The organism is Streptosporangium longisporum (assembly GCF_039534895.1).
GTDB lineage: Bacteria > Actinomycetota > Actinomycetes > Streptosporangiales > Streptosporangiaceae > Streptosporangium > Streptosporangium longisporum.
The window spans coordinates 46,765-63,818 of sequence record NZ_BAAAWD010000031.1 but is presented as its reverse complement, the minus strand read 5'-3'; the positions used below and the strand labels follow the sequence as shown (position 1 = coordinate 63,818).

Here is a 17,054-nt window from a genome sequence, read left to right as displayed (position 1 = left end):
GAGGTCGTTGCCGCAGCTCAGGGGATGGAGTTAGGACGAACATGACGAGATTCGGATATTTTCTGTCGAGTGAAGAACACGGCCCTGCCGAGCTCGTACGGCAGGCCAAGCTCGCCGAGCGGGCGGGTTTCGAGGGATTGTGGATCTCCGACCACTTCCATCCCTGGCTGGACGTGCAGGGGCAGAGCCCCTTCGTCTGGACGGTGATCGGCGCGGTGGCCCAGGCGACCTCGCTGCCGATCACCACGGCCGTCACCTGCCCGCTGGTCCGCACCCACCCGGCGATCATCGCGCAGGCCGCCGCGACCACCGCGGCGCTGACCGGCGGGCGGTTCACGCTGGGCGTGGGAACCGGTGAGGCGCTCAACGAGCACATCCTCGACTCGCGCTGGCCCCCGGCCGCGGAGCGGCTGGAGATGCTCGAGGAGGCGGTCGAGCTCATGCGGGACCTGTGGAGCGGCCGGCTGGTCACCCACCGGGGCACCCACTACCGGGTCGACACCGCGCGGCTGTACACCCTGCCCGACGAGCCGCCGCCGGTGTACATGTCCGCGTTCGGGGAGAAGGCGGTGACGCTGGCCGGGAAGATCGCCGACGGCTTCATCTGCACCTCTCCCAGCGCCGAGCTGGTGGACAAGTTCCACAAGGCCGGTGGCGCGGGCAAGCCCTCGCAGGCCGGCATGAAGGTCTGCTACGCCCTCGACGAGGCCGAGGCCCGCAAGACCGTGCACAAGCTGTGGCCGACCCAGGGCATCCAGGGCGAGGCGTCGCAGCTCCTGCCGCTGCCCCGCCACTTCGAGGAGCTCGCCGAGATGGTGAGCGAGGACGAGGTCGGCTCGCCCTGCGGTCCCGACCCCGAGGTCCACATCAAGGCGATCCAGGAGTACGTGGACGCCGGATTCGACGAGGTCTACATCAGCCAGATCGGCCAGGACCAGGACGCCTTCTTCGACTTCTACGCCGAGAAGGTCCTGCCCCGGCTCCGCTGACCGACGGGCCCGCCCGGTCCCGCCGGGCGGGCCCGCCCCCCGCCGTACCCCGCGGCAGGTCGAACAGGAGGAACACCCGGACACCTCTCCGGGGCCTACGCCCCGGAACTCCACACGGAGGTACGCGATGAAGGCCCTCACCTGGCACGGCAAGCGCGACGTGCGCGTCGACGAGGTCCCCGATCCAGTGATCAAGGAACCGAACGACGCGATCATCAAGGTCACCACCACCGCGATCTGCGGTTCGGACCTGCACCTGTACGAGGTGCTGGGGCCGTTCCTGGGCGAGGGCGACATCCTGGGCCACGAGTCCATGGGCGTGGTGCAGGAGGTCGGCCCGGACGTCACCGGCCTCGTGCCGGGGGACCGGGTCGTCATCCCGTTCAACATCTCCTGCGGCCATTGCCACATGTGCGGCATGCAGCTGTACGCCCAGTGCGAGACCACCCAGGTCCGCGACCAGGGCATGGGAGCGGCCCTGTTCGGCTACACCAAGTTGTACGGCGAGGTGCCGGGCGGGCAGGCGGAGTACCTGCGCGTCCCGCAGGCGCAGTTCGGCCCGATCAAGGTCCCCGAGGGGCCGCCGGACGAGCGGTTCGTCTACCTGTCCGACGTGCTCCCCACCTCCTGGCAGGCGGTGGCCTACGCCGACGTGCCCGAGGGCGGGAGCGTCACGGTCTTCGGCCTCGGGCCGATCGGGCAGATGTGCTGCCGCATCGCCAAGCACCTCGGGTACCGGGTCATCGGCGTCGACGGCGTCCAGGAGCGGCTGGCCATGGCCCGCAGGCACGGGATCGAGGTCCTCGACGCGGCGGTGACCGGCGGGATCCCCCAGGCGGTCAGGGACATGACCGGCGGACGCGGCACCGACTCGGTGATCGACGCGGTCGGCATGGAGGCGCACGGCTCCCCGGTGGCCAAGTTCGCGCACGCCGTCACCGGCCTGCTGCCGGACGCGCTCGCCGCCCCGCTGATGACCAGCGCGGGCGTCGACCGGCTCGCCGCGCTCAACCAGGCGATCGACACGGTACGCCGGGGTGGCACGGTCTCCATCAGCGGCGTCTACGGCGGCATGGCCGACCCGATGCCGATGCTGAGGATGTTCGACAAGGGCATCACGATCCGGATGGGCCAGGCCCACGTCAAGCGCTGGATCGACGACCTGATGCCGCTGGTGACCGACGACGCCGACCCGCTCGGTGTCATGGACCTGGCCACCCACCGCCTTCCGCTGGACCAGGCCCCGCACGGTTACGAGATCTTCCAGAAGAAACGGGACGGGGCCGTCAAGGTCCTGCTCAACCCTTGACCCACGGAACAGACGACGAGAGGACGACAATGGACGCGATCGTGCTGCTGAAGGACGACCACAAGACGGTGGAGAAGCTGTTCAAGGAGTTCGAGAAGGCGGGCGAGCAGGCGTACAAGACGAAGCAGGAGATCGTCGCCAAGATCGTCGAGGAGCTCACCACGCACGCCTACATCGAGGAGCAGATCTTCTACCCGGCCGCCCGCGAGGGCGCCCCGGACACCTCCGACCACATCCTGGAGAGCGTCGAGGAGCACCACGTGGTGGTCTGGATGCTCTCGGAGCTGACCCGCCTCGACCCCAAGGACGAGCGCTTCGACGCCAAGGTCAGCGTGCTGATGGAGAACGTCCGTCACCACGTCGAGGAGGAGGAAGAGGAGTGGTTCCCGCAGGTGCGCGAGGCCATGGGACGCAAGAGGCTCCAGGAGCTGGGCGAGCAGATGGCCAAGGCCAAGGCCGACGCGCCGCGTGACCCGCTCGCGCTGAGCAGCGCGAAGGCGTGACGCCTCCGCCCGGACCCCACGGTCCCGGTACGGCGGCCCGCGCGGCCCGCGGTCCGGACGGCGGGCGAGCCGGGCGGGCCCGCGGAGGCTCGGGCCGCAGACGGACGGGCCCCGGCCCCCCACGGGGGCCGGGGCCGCCGGCGTTCCGGACCGGCCGCGTCCGTCCGGTCATCCGGGCCGGTGACCCGGGCCGGTTCGCTCGTGTCGGTCGTTCGCTCGGTCCGGCCGGTCATCCGGGCCGATCGGTGACCAGGAACTCCACGCCGCCCTCCTCGTCGACGTCGGCGTCCAGGGACTTGTCGTCCAGCATGTCCACCACCTGCGGGTCGAGGAAGATCCGTGCCCCGTCCGACTCCACCACCCGGTCGGCCGACTCGGGGCGTTCGGCGATGGAGAGCACCAGCGAGCCGGTGCCGTCGCTCTCGGACGAGATGCGCACGCCGGTCTCGGGAGCGTCCGGCACCTGCGCGCTGAGATCCCGGATTACCTGGGCTGCGGTGTCCGTCAATGTGAGCATTGTTCCTCCCTGTCGGGTCGGCGCTGTTCTCCGCCCTTGCCCGCTCTCACCGGCCCCAACCGTGCCTTGGTCGTGCCCCGACCGTGCCCCGACCGTGCCCTGCCCCTGCCGTCCCCGCTCCCGTGAGAACGGCCCCGTGAGAACGACCCCTGCTTGGCGGCCGTCCCGGTCCCGCCGGTCCGGCCCCCGGGTCAGTCCCGCCCGCGCAGTTCCTCCAGGCGCTGGGCGGTCTTGCGCGCGGTGATCAGCACCGGGTCCCAGACGGGCGAGAACGGGGGAGCGTACGACAGGTCGAGCCCGGTCATCTCCTCCACCGTCATCTCGTGCCAGACGGCGATCGCCAGGGTGTCGATGCGCTTGGCCGATCCCTCCCGCCCGACGATCTGCGCGCCCAGCAGGCGGCCCGTGGCCCGGTCGGCGATCATCTTGGTCTTCATCGGGAGGGCTCCGGGGTAGTAGCCGGCCCGCGTGGTCGACTCCACGACCACGCCGACCGGCTCGAACCCGGCCCTGAGCGCCTCGGTGGTCGACAGGCCGGTGCGCGCCACCTCGTACTCGCAGACCTTGGAGATCGCGGTGCCGATGACGCCGGGGAAGGCGGCGTACCCGCCGCCGATGTTGATGCCCGCCACGCGGCCCTGCTTGTTGGCGTGGGTGCCGAGCGCGATCGCGACCGGCCGCCGGGAGACCAGGTGGAAGGTCTCCACGCAGTCACCGGCGGCCCAGACGCCCTCCGCCGCCGTCCGCATCCTGCGGTCGGTCCTGATGCCCGAGGTCTCGCCCACCGGGATGCCCGCGGCCTCGGCCAGCGCGCTGTTCGGCCGGGTCCCGAGACCGAGGACCACCAGGTCCGCGGGCAGGGTCCGGTTCTCGGTGCGGACCGCGGAGACCCGGCCGCCGGACTCCTCGAACCCCTCCAGGCGCTCGCCCAGGTGCAGCTCCACGCCCAGGTCGCGCAGGGCGTCGGCGACCAGGGCGCCCATGTCCGGGTCCAGGGTGCTCATGGGCTGCCCGGCCAGGTCCACGAGCGAGACCCGGATGCCGCGCCGGACCAGGGCCTCGGCCATCTCCAGGCCGATGTAGCCGCCGCCGACCACCACCGCCCGCTCCGGCTTCTCCGCCACCGCGTCCAGCAGCGCGGTGCCGTCGTCCAGGGTCTGCACGCCGTACACGCCCTCCGTCTCGACGCCGGGCACGTCCGGGCGGTTCGGGACGGCGCCGGTGGCCACCACGAGCCGGTCGAACGGCTCCCACCGGGGAGCACCCCCGCCCCCGCCCCCGGCCCCGGTGTCGGTGTCGCGGACGGCCACGGCGCGCCGGTCCAGGTCGATCTCGACGACCTCGCTGTGCAGCCGCAGGTCGATGTCGAACTCGTCGCGGAACACCTCCGGGCGGCGGCTGACCAGCTCCTCGGGATCGGCCACCTCGCCGCCCACCAGGTAGGGGATCCCGCAGGCCGAGTAGGAGGCGTGCGCGCCCTTCTCGAAGGCGACGATCCGCAGGTCGTCCGGCCCTCGCCTCCTGCGGGCCTGGGAGGCCGCGCTCATCCCCGCGGCGTCGCCGCCGATCACCACCAGTCGTTCCGTCATCGTCCCCCGCCTCCGCCGCAGACCGCCGATGGTACGGCTTCCCCGTCCGGAGGTGTTCGAACGACTCCCCGTACCGCCCCTAGACCACCTCGAAGTCGGCCATCATCGCCATGTCCTCGTGCTCGAGGTTGTGGCAGTGCATCATGTAGCGCCCGCGGAACCCCTCGAAGCGCACCAGCACGTCCACCGTCTCGTACGGCCGGACGTCGACGGTGTCCTTCCAGCCGCCGTCGGTCGCCGCCGGGGCGCGGCCGTTGCGCGAGAGCACCTGGAAGTGGGCCAGGTGGACGTGCACCGGATGGTGGAAGTCGCTGGTCAGGCGCCAGACCTCGGTGCTGCCGAGGCGGGGCCGGGCCAGCGGCGTGCCGGGGCGGAACGGCACCCCGTTGATCGTCCAGGCGGCCCCGGCCCCCTGCCCGGTCCGCCGGAAGTCGAAGCGGCGCGTGGTCGCGGACGCGGGGCGAAGGGCCGGTCCGGCCGGTGCGGACCCGGCGAGCCGGGCGGGCACCGTGGCGTCCTCGCGGGCCCGGCGCGCCACGCGGAAGCGCATCACGTCGCGGGTGCGGCCGGAGCCGAGCGTGTTGACCATCGTCACGTCGGTGCCGACGGGGTGGGCGGAGAAGTCCACCACCACGTCGAAGCGCTCGCCCGGGGCGATCGTGATCGCCTCGTGCGTCACCGGCGCGGCCAGCAGGCCGGCGTCGCTGCCGATCTGGGTGAACCGGCCGCCGGGCGTCAGCCGCAGCCGGTAGCGGCGGGCGTTGGAGGCGTTGAGCAGCCGCAGCCGGTAGCGGGTGGCCGAGACCTCCAGCACCGGCCAGGGGGCCCCGTTGACCAGGATCACGTCGCCCTCGACGCCCTCCATGTAGGCGTCCTCGACCCCGGGGCTCTCCAGCAGGCCGGGGTCCTTGGACGGGTAGCGGAAGGAGCCGTCCTCGGCGAAGGCCCGGTCGCAGATCATCAGCGGCACGTCCCGCTCGCCCCCGGGCAGCGGGAGGGCGTCCTCCTCGTCGTCCTCGACGATCGCGAACCCGGCCAGGCCCCGCCAGACCTGCGGCGCGGTGAAGTCCATCCGGTGGTCGTGGTACCAGAGCGTGGCGGCCGGCTGGTCCAGCGGGTAGGCGTAGTCCCGGAACCCCTGGTGCAGGGTCCAGCCGGACGCCCCGGCCGCCGCGCCGTGGTGGGCGTGCCCGCCGGTCGGCGGGCGGAAGACGTGCCCCTCGCCCACCACCAGGTCGGTGGGGTAGCCGTCGGAGCCGGGCGGGGTGACCCCGCCGTGCAGGTGGGTGGAGGTCGGTACGGGCAGCCGGTTGCGGACCCTGACCGTGACCGGGCTCGCGCGCCTGAGCCGGAAGGTCGGCCCGGGGAACGTGCCGTCGAACCCCCACACCTCGGTCGAGGTGCCGGGGACGATCTCCATCCGCGCCTGGCGCTGGACGACCTCGTAGTGTCCCGGCCGCACTGGGCGTGCCTGCGCGGGGATCGGCAGCGGGACGGTGAACGGCCGGGGCAGGGGCAGCGCGCTGGTCAGCGTCTGCCCCGAGGTCTCGGCCGACACGGCGCCGCATCCGGTGGCGAGCAGGCCGGTCGCGCCGAGCCCGCCCAGGAAGCGCCTTCTGGAGATCATGACCTCTCCCGTCCCGCGCGCCAGGTCCAGGCGGTCATCCACACGGCCACGCCGAAGATCACCATCGCGAGCGGGATGTGCAGGGCGACCGCCCTCTCCATGCCCAGCAGGATCTGGCCGTTCATCAGCGCCACCTGGGCCGCGCTCACCCACAGCGGCCACGCCGGTCCCCGGCCGGGCCGCCACAGGACGATCGCGGCGACGAGCTGCAGGCCCGCCAGCACGGTGCCTGCGGTGGCGTTGATGTTGTGCTGGGTCAGCAGGTCCACCTCGCCGGTGACGAACAGCCCGCCGATGACCGCCTGGCCGAGCACGGTGACCAGGTGCGCGGTGGCGGTGACGCGCAGGGCCCACAGGGTCCGGGCGGGCAGGCGGGCCGGGGCGGCCGGGGGAGCCGGGCCGGTCACCGAGGATGGGCCGGTCAGGGGGGCCGGGGAAATCATGGGAACCTCCGTTGGATCACGACGCCCAGGCTTCCGGGTCGCGACGGCGCCGTCGTCACCCCGGGGAAGGTCATCGGCACTACATCGCCCGGCGTAGGAGGGGTACGGCCGACGGACGCGGCTACGACCGGGGGAGTACACGGCAGGTGGCGGCCACATCGAACACGCGATGAAATTAGCTCGCAAAAAGTATGTAAAAATTTTGCTGATTCGACCGTATGCTTGCGGGCATGACGCGAAGGCTTGCCGAGGTGGCCCGGAGGGTCGGGACGAGCGAGGCGACGGTGAGCCGGGTGCTCAACGGCAGGCCCGGCGTCTCGGAGACCACCAGGCGGGCCGTGCTCGACGCGCTGGACGCGCTGGGGTACGAACGCCCGACCCGGCTGCGGCGCGATCGGGCCCGCCTGGTCGGCCTGGTCTTCCCCGACCTGCGCAACCCGGTCTTTCCGGCGTTCGCCGAGGTGGCCGGTGGGGCACTGGCGCAGCAGGGGTTCACCTCGGTGCTGTGCACGCGCACCCCGGGGGGCTCGCAGGAGGCCGGCCGCGTCGACGCGATGCTGGCCCAGCACGTCTCGGGCGTGCTGTTCGCGGGCGGCGCCTACGCCGACGCCGACGCCGGTCACGAGCACTACGAGCGCATCCGGGAGCGGCGCCTGCCCGCCGTGCTGGTGAACGCGGCCGTCGGCCACCTGGGGTTCTCCCGGGTCTCCTGCGACGACGTCGCCGCCGCCCGGATGGCGGCCGGGCACCTGCACGCCCTGGGCCACCGGCGGATCGGCATGATCCTGGGGCCCGCCGACCACCTGCCCTCGCGCCGCAAGCTGGACGCCTTCGCCGCCTACGCGCGCGAGCGCGGCCTGGAGGGCGGCGACCGCCTCGTCGAGCACGCGGTGTTCTCGATGGAGGGCGGCCAGGCCGCCGCCGCCCGGCTGGTCGGGGCCGGCGTCACCGCGCTGGTCTGCGGCAGCGACCTGCTGGCGCTGGGCGCGGTGCGCGCGGTCCGGCGCGAGGGCCTGCGGGTGCCGCAGGACGTCTCGGTGATCGGCTACGACGACTCCCCCCTGATGAACCGGACCGACCCGCCGCTGACCACGGTGCGCCAGCCGATCGAGGCCATGGGCCGGGCCGCGGTGGAGCTGCTGGTGGCGCAGATCGACGCCGCCGCCCGGCCCGGGGGCGAGCTGCTCTTCGACCCCGAGCTGGTGGTCCGCGCCTCCACCGCACCCCCGCCGCCCCCGCCGTCGTCCTCGTCGCCTCCGCCGTCCTCGCTGCCGTCCTCCTGACGGGTGCCGACGGGCATGCCGCTGAAACCGGCGTGAAAATTCCGTCAGATTCCTGACGTCGTACGGCATCGATCCGCAAGCGGGTGACTCCACCGCGTGTCATCCCGCCGTCACCGCAGCTCGACGCGGGTGAGAAGGGACGGCGATCACGTTACGGGGCCATGACCGGGCGATCACTGTCACTTTTTTGCATCTAGATTGACGACCTCTTGCTAGTTCCTGCACGCGTCTATATGTTTCTCGCAACCGACCCGCCAAGGAGTGCCCCCGGATGAAATCCCCCAAGCTCGCGATGCTGCTCGCCGCGGCCCTCGCGCTCACCGCCGCCGGGTGCGGCGACGACGACAGCGGATCCAAGGCCGCGAACGCCACGCCGGGCGCCGCCGGGGCCGACGCTCCGGTCACGATCTCCGTGGGCTGCCAGCCGCCCAAGAGCAACCCGCTGGAGCGCACCGCCTGGGACGAGGACGTCGCGGCGTTCAAGAAGATGCACCCGAACATCACGATCGACAGCAAGGACGCCTTCCCCTGCATCAACCCCGACACCTTCCAGGCGAAGCTGGCCGGCGGCACGATGGAGGACGTCTTCTACGTCTACTACACCGACGTCAAGAAGATCATCGCGGCGGGCCAGGCGGCCGACATCAGCCCCTACGTCAGCACCGTCAAGCGGCTGAACGACCTGCGGCCCGACGTCATGAGCATCTTCAAGGAGGGCGACAAGATCTACGGCCTTCCCCGCAACAACTACTCCATGGGCCTGGTCTACAACCGCAAGCTGTTCACCCAGGCGGGCCTGGACCCGGCCGCGCCGCCGAAGACCTGGGCCGAGGTGCAGGCCGCGGCCAAGAAGATCGCCGCGCTCGGCCCCGGCCACGTCGGCTTCGGTGAGTACAGCGCCGGCAACACCGGCGGCTGGCACTTCGCCGCCTCCCTGTACGCGCGCGGCGGCGAGATGGTCGGCCCCGACGGCAAGACCGCGGCCTTCAACAGCCCCGAGGGCAAGGCCGTCCTGGAGAACCTCAAGACGATGCGCTGGACCGACAACAGCATGGGCACCAAGCAGCTCCTGCAGTGGGAGGACCTGATGCGGATGATGGGCGGCGGCAAGCTCGGCATGATGATCGGCGCCCCCGACGTCGTCCAGGCGGTCAACAACGACTTCAAGGGCAAGTTCGAGGACTACGGCGTCACCTCGATGCCCGAGGCCAAGGCCTCCCTCAACGGCGGCGACGGCTACATGATCAACCCCAAGGCCACGCCCGAGAAGATCAAGGCCGCCATGCTGTGGCTGGACTTCCACGAGCTGACCCCCGGCCAGGGCCAGTTCAACTACGCGCGCAGCAAGAAGCAGGGCCGCCCGGTCGGCCTGCCGATCCCCGACCTGTACGGCGACAGCGCCCCCGGCAAGGAGATCGTCGAGCTGCGCAAGGCCAACGCCACCGTCCCGGTGGAGAACTTCACCCCCTTCGTGGAGGGATCGGGCGCCATCCAGAACAAGCTGGAGCCGCCCAAGTCCCAGGAGCTGTACGCGATCCTCGACGTGCCCATGTCGGCGGTGCTGACCAGGCAGGACGCCGACATCGACAAGCTGCTGGCCGACGCCGAGGCCAAGGCCAACAAGGTCCTGGCGAAGTCGAGCTGACCTTCTGAGACCCGGGGTGCCGGCCCGTCGGCCGGCACCCCGGCACCCATGTCGAAATCGGGAGTCGACCGATGACCACCATGACCGCCAAAGGGACCGTGAAAGGTCCGCGCGGGCGGAGACCGGGAGCCTTCCGGCGCGGCCTGCGGCGCAACCTCACCGCGTACGGCTTCCTGTGCGGAGCGCTGATCTGCTTCGCCTTCTTCTCCTGGTACCCGATGGTGCGGGAGGTGCTGCTCAGCTTCCAGCAGACGAACTTCGTCGACGACCCCGTCTGGGTCGGCCTGGACAACTTCCGCACGGTGACCGAGGACTCGGCCTTCGCCGACGCCTGGCTCAACACCCTGGCCTTCACCGGCCTGGCCCTGGTGTTCGGCTACGTCATCCCGTTCTTCGCGGCGATCGTGCTGAACGAGCTGCGCCACGCCAAGGCCTACCTGCGCTTCATCGTCTACCTGCCGGTCATGCTGCCCCCGGCCGTGGGCGTGCTGCTGTTCAAGTGGTTCTACGACCCGGGCGCGGGCCTGTTCAACCAGATCCTGGAGCTGGCGCACCTGCCCGCGCTGAGCTGGCTCGACTCCACCGACACCGCGCTGATCTCGCTCGTCATCGTCTCCACCTGGATGAACCTGGGCACCGGCACCCTGATCTACCTGGCCGCCCTGCAGAGCATCCCCAGCGAGCTGTACGAGGCCGCCGAGCTCGACGGCGCCGGGCTGTTCAAGCGCATCTGGCACGTGACGATCCCGCAGACCCGGCTGATCCTGCTGGTGATGCTGCTGCTGCAGATCGTGGCGACCATGCAGGTCTTCATCGAGCCCTACCTGCTGACCGGCGGCGGCCCGGAGAACTCCACGCTCACCGTCGCCTACCTGATGTACCAGTACGCCTTCAACTTCGGCGACTTCGGCGCCGGAGGCGCGCTCGGGCTGATGCTCATGGTCGTGCTGATGGTGTTCTCCGCCTTCTACCTGCGCCTGTCGCGCGACGACCAGAGCTGAGGAGGTAGCGCCGATGTCGAACCTCACCGCCCGGCCCAGCCGCCCGACCCTCGTGAAGGACCCGGGACCCGGCCCCGCCGCCCCGGCCCGGCGCCCGCGCCGTCGCCGGAACAAAGAGCCCGACAGGCAGTTCCGCAGCCTGGTCTCCCCGCACACCCTCACCACCCCGCGCGGGCGGTTCCTCTACCGCCTGGTGCTGACCCTGGTCGTGGTGACCTTCACCGCGGTGTTCGTCTTCCCGCTCTACTGGATGGTCACCGGCGCGCTCAAGTCGCCCGAGGAGCTCGCCCAGATCCCGCCCAGCTTCTTCCCCACCTCGCTCGACTTCAGTGTGTACGCCGAGGCGTGGGACCAGCTCGACCTGGGACTGTTCCTGACCAACACCGTCATCTACGCGGGCGGCGCCTGGCTGTTCACCCTGGCCATCGACGTCTCGGCCGCCTACGCGCTGTCGAAGCTGCGCCCGGTGCTGGGCAAGGCGGTGCTCGGCCTGATGCTGGCCACCCTGATGATCCCGCCGATGGTGATCCTGCTGCCCGCCTACCTGACGGTCAAGGACATGCCGATCTTCGGCTGGGACCTGCTGAACACCCCCTGGGTGATCTGGCTGCCGGCCGCGGCCAACGGCTTCTTCATCTTCCTGCTCAAACGCTTCTTCGACTCGATCCCCAAGGAGCTGCTGGAGGCCGCGCAGATCGACGGCGCCTCACCCGTGCGCATCCTGTGGTCGATCGTGCTGCCGGTCTCCCGTCCGATCCTGGGCGTGGTGTCCATCCTGTCGGTGGTCAACGTCTGGAAGGACTTCGTCTGGCCGCTGCTGGTGCTGCCCGACGGGGAGAAGATGACGATCAGCGTGGGCATCGCCTCGCTGTCGGCGCAGATGCCGCAGAACGTGCTCATCGCCTCGCTGGTGATCGCCAGCATCCCGACGATGATCGTCTTTTTGATCTTCCAGCGCAGCATCATGGCCGGTCTCACCGCCGGCAGCCTCAAGGGCTGACCCCGTCACCGGTGCCACCGGCGTCACCGGCCTCACCGATCCTCGACCGTCCTTTACCGCAAGGAGTTGTTCCAGCATGTCCGGCAGCATCTTCCCGGAAGCGACCCCGGACCCCGAAACATGGTGGAGGGGGGCCGCGATCTACCAGGTCTACCTGCGCAGCTTCGCGGACGGCAACGGCGACGGGATCGGCGACCTCGCCGGACTCCGCGCGCGCCTTCCCTACCTCGCCGACCTGGGGATCGGCGCGATCTGGCTCAACCCCTGGTACCCCTCGCCGATGGCCGACGGCGGCTACGACGTGGCCGACTACCGCGACATCGAGCCGTCGTTCGGCACCCTGGCCGAGGCCGAGGCGTTCATCGCCGAGGCGCACGCCCTGGGCATCAAGACGATCACCGACATCGTCCCCAACCACGGCTCGGACCGCCAGGAGTGGTTCCTGCGGGCCCTGGAGGCCGGACCCGGCTCGCCCGAGCGCGAGCTGTTCATCTTCCGCGCCGGCCGCGGGACCGACGGCGAGCTCCCGCCCAACGACTGGCAGTCGATCTTCGGCGGGCCGGCGTGGACCCGGGTCGCCGACGGCGAGTGGTACCTGCACCTGTTCGCCCCCGAGCAGCCCGACTTCAACTGGGCCGACCCGCGGGTCGTCGAGGAGTTCCACGACGTGCTGCGCTTCTGGTTCGACCGGGGGGTGGACGGCATCCGCATCGACTCGGCCGCCCTGCTGGTCAAGGAGATGGACGGCGGGGGAGGACCGGAGGCCTACACCGACCTCGACGGCGTGCACGACATCTACCGCGGCTGGCGGCAGGTGGCCGAGCAGTACGACGACCGCATCCTGATCGGCGAGGTGTGGCTGCCCGACCAGGAGCGCTTCGCCCTCTACCTTCGCCCCGACGAGATGCACACCGCGTTCAACTTCGACTTCCTGGCGTGCGCCTGGGAGCCGGGCGCGCTGCGCCGGTCGATCGACCTGACCCTGGCCACGCACCTGCCGCTGGGGGCGCCCCCCACCTGGGTGCTGTCCAACCACGACGTGACCCGCCCGGTCACCCGGTACGGCAGGCCCGACACCTCCTTCGACCACGCCGACCGCAAGCACGGCATGCCCACCGACCCGGTGCTGGGCGAGCGGCGGGCCCGCGCGGCGGCGCTGCTGGCGATGGCCCTGCCCGGTGGCCTGTACGTCTACCAGGGCGAGGAGCTGGGGCTGCCGGAGGTGGAGGACATCCCCGCCGAGCTGCGCCAGGACCCGATCTGGTTCCGTTCGGGCCACACCGACCTGGGTCGCGACGGCTGCCGGGTGCCGCTGCCGTGGTCGGGTGACGAGCCGCCGTTCGGGTTCGGCGCGGGGCGGCCGTGGCTGCCGCAGCCGCCGGAGTGGAAGGCGCTGACCGCCGAGGTGCAGGCGGGCGACCCCAGCTCGATGCTCACCCTGTACCGCAACGGCCTGCGCCTGCGGCGCGAGCTGCTCGGTGACGGCACGCTCACCTGGCTGGACGCCCCACAGGAGGTGCTGGCCTTCCGCCGGGACTCGGGCCTGGTGTGCGTGGTCAACCTCGGCACCGAGCCGGTGCCGTTGCCGGAGCACGAGTCGGTGCTGCTGGCCAGCGGCCCGCTGGAGGACGGGACGCTTCCCGGCGACACCGCGGTCTGGCTCCGCACGACCTGATCCGCAGGCCTGATCCACAGGCCTGATCCACACCTGGTCCGCACGGCCCGAGCGGTCCGCGCGTCCTGCCCGCGCGTGTCCGCCCGGACGCCGTGCGCCCGTCCCGCTCGCGCGAGTCCGCTCGCGCGGACGGGACGGGCGTGGATCCGGGTACGATCTGCCTTTTGTTGATCTACTTTGTAAAGGCGGGGATCCGGAGAGCACCCGCCGCGAAGGCGACGAAGAACGCCAGCAGGGCGGGGACGGCCAAGGCGCGCGGCAGGCCCAGCAGCTCGGCGATCCCGCCGATCAGCACCGGCCCGGTGAGGAAGCCCACGTAGCCCAGGCTCGCCACCCGGGCCAGCGCCCGTCCGGCGCGGGCCGGATCGTGGCGACCGGCCGCGGAGAAGACCTGGGGCACGATGCACGACAGCCCGGCCCCGAAGCAGCCGAACCCGATCACCGCGGCGACCGGGTGACCGGCGAGCAGGGCCAGGCCGAGACCGCCGGCGGCCAGCGTGCCGCACGCGCGCACCAGCGTCACCGGCCCGAGCCGGGCGGCCAGCCTGTCCCCGGCGAGGCGCCCCGCGGTCATCATGATCGAGAAGGCGGCGTAGGCGGCCGCGGCGAACCCCTCGGAGCTTCCCAGGTCCTGGCTCAGGTAGACCGAGCTCCAGTCGGCCACCGCCCCCTCACCGATCATGCAGCAGAAGGCCAGCACGCCCAGGAGCAGCACGCCGCGGCCGCCGCGGGCCGGTGGTGGCGTGGCCGTGGGGGTGGTGGGGTGGGGGGTGGGGGAGAGGGCCCAGCGGGTGGCCCAGAACGCGAGGACGGCGATCACGGCCGCGACGGCGGTGAACGTCGCCTCCGGGCCGAAGGCCGCCTGCGCGAGCAGCCCCCCGGTGGTGGCGCCGAGGAAGCCGCCGATGCTGAAGACCGCGTGCAGGGAGGACATGATGGGGCGGCCGAGGGCCCGTTCCACCTCGACGCCGTTGGCGTTCATCGCCACGTCCAGGGTGCCGTGCACCAGGCCGAAGGCGAACAGCGCGACGGTCAGGCCGGTCAGGCCGGGCATGTGGGCGGGCAGGATCAGCACGACGCTCTGGGCGAAGGCCATCGGCAGCATCACCCTGACGCTGCCGTAGCGGTCGACGAGGCGGCCGACGGCCTGCATGCCGGCGATCGCCCCGGCGGCGATGCCGAGCAGGCCGATGCTGAGCTCGCCGTCGCTCAGGTCCAGGTTCTGCTTGATCGAGGGGATGCGCGCCGTCCAGGTGCCGATGGCCATGCCGGACAGCAGGAAGAGCAGGCAGACCGCGACTCTGCCGCGGAGCAGGGTGGCCCGCTCCGATGAGGTGACGTGCATGGGAGGGACTCCCGTCGGCCGTCGGACCGGGTGGATCCGGGTGGGTGGGACATGGGTCTGGGGGTGCGGAGATCGGAGATCACGACAAGGGGGACAGGGGACGTGGGGACACGGGGGAGCGGGGGATCGGGACGGAGGAGGGGCGCCGCGTCGGGAAGGCGGGGAAAAGAAGGAGGCGGGAGGCGGCCGAGGGACGACAGGGGGACGTGGGGGCGTGGCGGGGAGCGTGGCACGGGCCATGAGTCGTGGGCCGTAGGCCAGGGGCCGTGCCGAGAGGGTGAGGGGCGTACCGGAGCGAGGGTGTCAGACGGTGCGGACGGTGACGCCCGCCGCGGTCATGGCCTCGTGCTCGCCGGCCGGCAGGGCGGTGTCGGTGACGACCGTGTCGAGCCGGTCCAGCGGGCAGACCGCGCCGAACGCGGTGCGGGTGAACTTGCCCGAGTCCGTGGCGGCGATCACCCGGCGGGCGGAGGAGATGGCCGCCTGTTTGACGGCGAGGTCGGACAGGTCGTGGGCGGTCAGGCCGTGCTCGGCCGACAGGCCGCAGCAGCCGATGATCGCGGTGTCGAACCGCAGGGAGCGGATGGCGTTCTCGGTGAGCGTCCCGGTGAGGCTGAGCTCGCCGGGGCGGATCTCGCCGCCGGGGAGCACCAGGCGGATCCGGGGGGCCGTGCTGAGCTCGGCGGCCGACTGCAGGCAGAGCGGCAGGACCGTCAGGCGGCGGTCGCGGATCGCGCGCGCGATCTCCAGGCAGGTGGTGCCGCTGTCGAGCAGCACGGCCTCGCCGTCGGCGAGCAGGGCCGCGACCTCGGCGGCGATGCGGCGTTTGGACTCCAGGGCCTCGCGTTCGCGTACCGCGAAGGGGGGCTCCTCGCCGCGCAGCAGCAGGCTCACCGCGCCGCCGCGGACCCGTCTGACCACGCCCTGCTGGGCGAGCTCGTCGAGGTCGCGGCGGATGGTCATCTCCGACACGGCGTGCGCGACCGCGAGCTCCGCCACCGAGACGACGTCGGTGACGCGCAGCGCCGACATGATCTCCCGGATCCGATCGTTACTCTCCACGTGTTCATTTGAACATGGATGGTGTGCGTTCCGCAAACGTGCGGGACAATGGGGCATGCGCGCGAGTCGGTTGCTCTCCCTGCTCCTGCTCCTGCAGACCAGGGGAAGGATGACGGCCCCCGAGCTGGCCGAGGAGCTGGAGGTGTCGGTCCGCACGGTCTACCGGGACGTGGAGGCGCTGTCGTCGTCCGGGGTGCCGGTCTACGCCGACCGTGGACCGGCCGGTGGGTACCGCCTGCTGGACGGCTACCGCACCCGCCTGAACGGCCTGACCCCCGCCGAGGCGTCCTCGCTGTTCCTGGCCGCGCTGCCCGGCCCGGCCGCCCAGCTGGGGCTGGCCGAGATGGCGGCCAACGCGGAGATGAAGATGCTCGCCGCGCTCCCTCCCGAGCCGCGCTCGCACGCCTCCCGGATGCGCGAGCGCTTCCACCTGGACGTCCCCGGCTGGTACGGGGACGCCGACGAGACGCCCTTCCTGGGGGAGGTCGCCGAGGCGGTGTGGGAGCAGCGCCCGCTGCGCATGACCTACCGCCGCTGGGGGCCGCGCGACGTGGAGCGCGTGGCGCACCCGTACGGCCTGGTCATCAAGGGCGGGGCGTGGTACATGGTGGCCTCCGCCGGGGCGGGCGGGCCGCGCACCTACCGGGTGTCGCGGATCCTGTCGGCCGAGCTGCTGGAGGGCCGCTTCGAGCGCCCCGAGCGGTTCGACCTGGCGGCCTTCTGGCAGGGGTACGCGACGGAGTTCCGCGAGCGGCGGATGTACAACGGCGAGGCCGTGGTGCGGCTGGAGCCCGGCGCCGACAAGCTGTTACGCCACACCGTGGGCCGCGAGGTCGTCGACACGGCGCTGGCGGCGGCGGGCCCGCCCGACCGGGACGGCCGGGTGGTGCTGCGCCTGCCCATCGAGTCGGTCACGCACGCCCGCTGGCTGCTGCTGCGGATGGGGACCGAGGTGGAGGTCCTGGAGCCGGCCGAGCTGCGGGAGCTGATGGCGGCCGCGATCGCCGGACTGGCGCGGCTGTACGGGGTGCGGCCGGACTGAGCGGCCCGCCGGACGCCTGCGGGC

At 71.8% G+C, this 17,054-nt stretch carries 15 protein-coding genes; 9 read left to right on the top strand and 6 right to left on the bottom strand.

Annotated elements, in window-relative coordinates; translation table 11 throughout:
• The first annotated feature begins 41 nt into the window (after window positions 1-41).
• From ABD832_RS40055 to ABD832_RS40045, 3 genes are all read left to right on the top strand, one after another.
• The gene (locus ABD832_RS40055) at window positions 42-989 is read left to right on the top strand and encodes a TIGR03557 family F420-dependent LLM class oxidoreductase (protein WP_344907473.1); all 948 of its coding nucleotides are present in this window, start codon (window positions 42-44) and stop codon (window positions 987-989) included.
• Between the two features lie 127 nt (window positions 990-1,116).
• Window positions 1,117-2,298, top strand: coding sequence for a zinc-dependent alcohol dehydrogenase (locus tag ABD832_RS40050; RefSeq protein WP_344907470.1), 1,182 nt, complete (start codon window positions 1,117-1,119; stop codon window positions 2,296-2,298).
• A gap of 29 nt (window positions 2,299-2,327) precedes the next feature.
• The gene (locus tag ABD832_RS40045; protein WP_344907467.1) at window positions 2,328-2,801 is read left to right on the top strand and encodes a hemerythrin domain-containing protein; all 474 of its coding nucleotides are present in this window, start codon (window positions 2,328-2,330) and stop codon (window positions 2,799-2,801) included.
• Between the two features lie 229 nt (window positions 2,802-3,030).
• Here the strand turns inward: ABD832_RS40045 and ABD832_RS40040 are convergent, their stop codons facing one another.
• The 4 genes from ABD832_RS40040 to ABD832_RS40025 form a co-directional block, all read right to left on the bottom strand.
• Window positions 3,031-3,318: a Fe-S cluster assembly protein HesB gene (locus tag ABD832_RS40040; RefSeq protein ID WP_344907465.1), complete on the bottom strand. Its 288-nt coding sequence runs from the start codon at window positions 3,316-3,318 to the stop codon at window positions 3,031-3,033.
• 191 nt (window positions 3,319-3,509) lie between these two features.
• On the bottom strand, window positions 3,510-4,907 hold the full coding sequence (locus ABD832_RS40035; RefSeq protein WP_344907463.1) for an FAD-dependent oxidoreductase: 1,398 nt from the start codon (window positions 4,905-4,907) through the stop codon (window positions 3,510-3,512).
• 79 nt (window positions 4,908-4,986) lie between these two features.
• Window positions 4,987-6,534: a multicopper oxidase family protein gene (locus tag ABD832_RS40030; protein WP_344907460.1), complete on the bottom strand. Its 1,548-nt coding sequence runs from the start codon at window positions 6,532-6,534 to the stop codon at window positions 4,987-4,989.
• Window positions 6,531-6,977: a hypothetical protein gene (locus ABD832_RS40025; protein ID WP_344907458.1), complete on the bottom strand. Its 447-nt coding sequence runs from the start codon at window positions 6,975-6,977 to the stop codon at window positions 6,531-6,533. The genes ABD832_RS40030 and ABD832_RS40025 overlap by 4 nt, the downstream gene beginning before the upstream one ends.
• 230 nt (window positions 6,978-7,207) lie before the next feature.
• Between ABD832_RS40025 and ABD832_RS40020 the strand changes: the two genes are divergently transcribed.
• From ABD832_RS40020 to ABD832_RS40000, 5 genes are all read left to right on the top strand, one after another.
• Window positions 7,208-8,260 carry a LacI family DNA-binding transcriptional regulator gene (locus tag ABD832_RS40020; protein WP_344907455.1) on the top strand — a complete coding sequence of 351 codons (1,053 nt, stop codon included), beginning with the start codon at window positions 7,208-7,210 and terminating at the stop codon, window positions 8,258-8,260.
• Window positions 8,261-8,531: 271 nt separating this feature from the next.
• Window positions 8,532-9,905, top strand: a complete 1,374-nt coding sequence (locus ABD832_RS40015; protein WP_344907453.1) for an ABC transporter substrate-binding protein — start codon at window positions 8,532-8,534, stop codon at window positions 9,903-9,905.
• Between the two features lie 71 nt (window positions 9,906-9,976).
• Window positions 9,977-10,906, top strand: coding sequence for a carbohydrate ABC transporter permease (locus ABD832_RS40010; protein ID WP_344907451.1), 930 nt, complete (start codon window positions 9,977-9,979; stop codon window positions 10,904-10,906).
• A gap of 13 nt (window positions 10,907-10,919) precedes the next feature.
• Complete coding sequence (locus ABD832_RS40005) at window positions 10,920-11,906, top strand: carbohydrate ABC transporter permease (RefSeq protein ID WP_344907447.1); 987 nt, start codon at window positions 10,920-10,922, stop codon at window positions 11,904-11,906.
• Window positions 11,907-11,982: 76 nt separating this feature from the next.
• Window positions 11,983-13,581, top strand: a complete 1,599-nt coding sequence (locus tag ABD832_RS40000; RefSeq protein ID WP_344907444.1) for a glycoside hydrolase family 13 protein — start codon at window positions 11,983-11,985, stop codon at window positions 13,579-13,581.
• A 172-nt stretch (window positions 13,582-13,753) separates the two neighbouring features.
• Here ABD832_RS40000 and ABD832_RS39995 read toward each other — a convergent pair whose 3' ends face one another.
• Complete coding sequence (locus ABD832_RS39995; RefSeq protein WP_344907441.1) at window positions 13,754-14,926, bottom strand: MFS transporter; 1,173 nt, start codon at window positions 14,924-14,926, stop codon at window positions 13,754-13,756.
• 303 nt (window positions 14,927-15,229) lie between these two features.
• The gene (locus ABD832_RS39990; RefSeq protein ID WP_344907438.1) at window positions 15,230-15,988 is read right to left on the bottom strand and encodes a DeoR/GlpR family DNA-binding transcription regulator; all 759 of its coding nucleotides are present in this window, start codon (window positions 15,986-15,988) and stop codon (window positions 15,230-15,232) included.
• A 55-nt stretch (window positions 15,989-16,043) separates the two neighbouring features.
• Here ABD832_RS39990 and ABD832_RS39985 point away from each other — a divergent pair, with 55 nt between their 5' ends.
• Window positions 16,044-17,030 (top strand): helix-turn-helix transcriptional regulator, encoded by a 987-nt coding sequence (locus ABD832_RS39985; protein ID WP_344907435.1) that lies wholly within the window; start codon window positions 16,044-16,046, stop codon window positions 17,028-17,030.
• The last annotated feature ends 24 nt before the right edge of the window (window positions 17,031-17,054 follow it).

Coding starts and splice junctions, on each gene's coding strand:
- ABD832_RS40015 (WP_344907453.1), top strand. CDS start 8,532: ATGAAATCCCCCAAGCTCGCGATGCTGCTCGCCGCGGCCCTCGCGCTC.
- ABD832_RS40025 (WP_344907458.1), bottom strand. CDS start 6,977: ATGATTTCCCCGGCCCCCCTGACCGGCCCATCCTCGGTGACCGGCCCG.
- ABD832_RS40000 (WP_344907444.1), top strand. CDS start 11,983: ATGTCCGGCAGCATCTTCCCGGAAGCGACCCCGGACCCCGAAACATGG.
- ABD832_RS40055 (WP_344907473.1), top strand. CDS start 42: ATGACGAGATTCGGATATTTTCTGTCGAGTGAAGAACACGGCCCTGCC.
- ABD832_RS39985 (WP_344907435.1), top strand. CDS start 16,044: ATGCGCGCGAGTCGGTTGCTCTCCCTGCTCCTGCTCCTGCAGACCAGG.
- ABD832_RS40045 (WP_344907467.1), top strand. CDS start 2,328: ATGGACGCGATCGTGCTGCTGAAGGACGACCACAAGACGGTGGAGAAG.
- ABD832_RS40020 (WP_344907455.1), top strand. CDS start 7,208: ATGACGCGAAGGCTTGCCGAGGTGGCCCGGAGGGTCGGGACGAGCGAG.
- ABD832_RS40005 (WP_344907447.1), top strand. CDS start 10,920: ATGTCGAACCTCACCGCCCGGCCCAGCCGCCCGACCCTCGTGAAGGAC.
- ABD832_RS40040 (WP_344907465.1), bottom strand. CDS start 3,318: ATGCTCACATTGACGGACACCGCAGCCCAGGTAATCCGGGATCTCAGC.
- ABD832_RS39995 (WP_344907441.1), bottom strand. CDS start 14,926: ATGCACGTCACCTCATCGGAGCGGGCCACCCTGCTCCGCGGCAGAGTC.
- ABD832_RS40030 (WP_344907460.1), bottom strand. CDS start 6,534: ATGATCTCCAGAAGGCGCTTCCTGGGCGGGCTCGGCGCGACCGGCCTG.
- ABD832_RS40035 (WP_344907463.1), bottom strand. CDS start 4,907: ATGACGGAACGACTGGTGGTGATCGGCGGCGACGCCGCGGGGATGAGC.
- ABD832_RS40050 (WP_344907470.1), top strand. CDS start 1,117: ATGAAGGCCCTCACCTGGCACGGCAAGCGCGACGTGCGCGTCGACGAG.
- ABD832_RS40010 (WP_344907451.1), top strand. CDS start 9,977: ATGACCACCATGACCGCCAAAGGGACCGTGAAAGGTCCGCGCGGGCGG.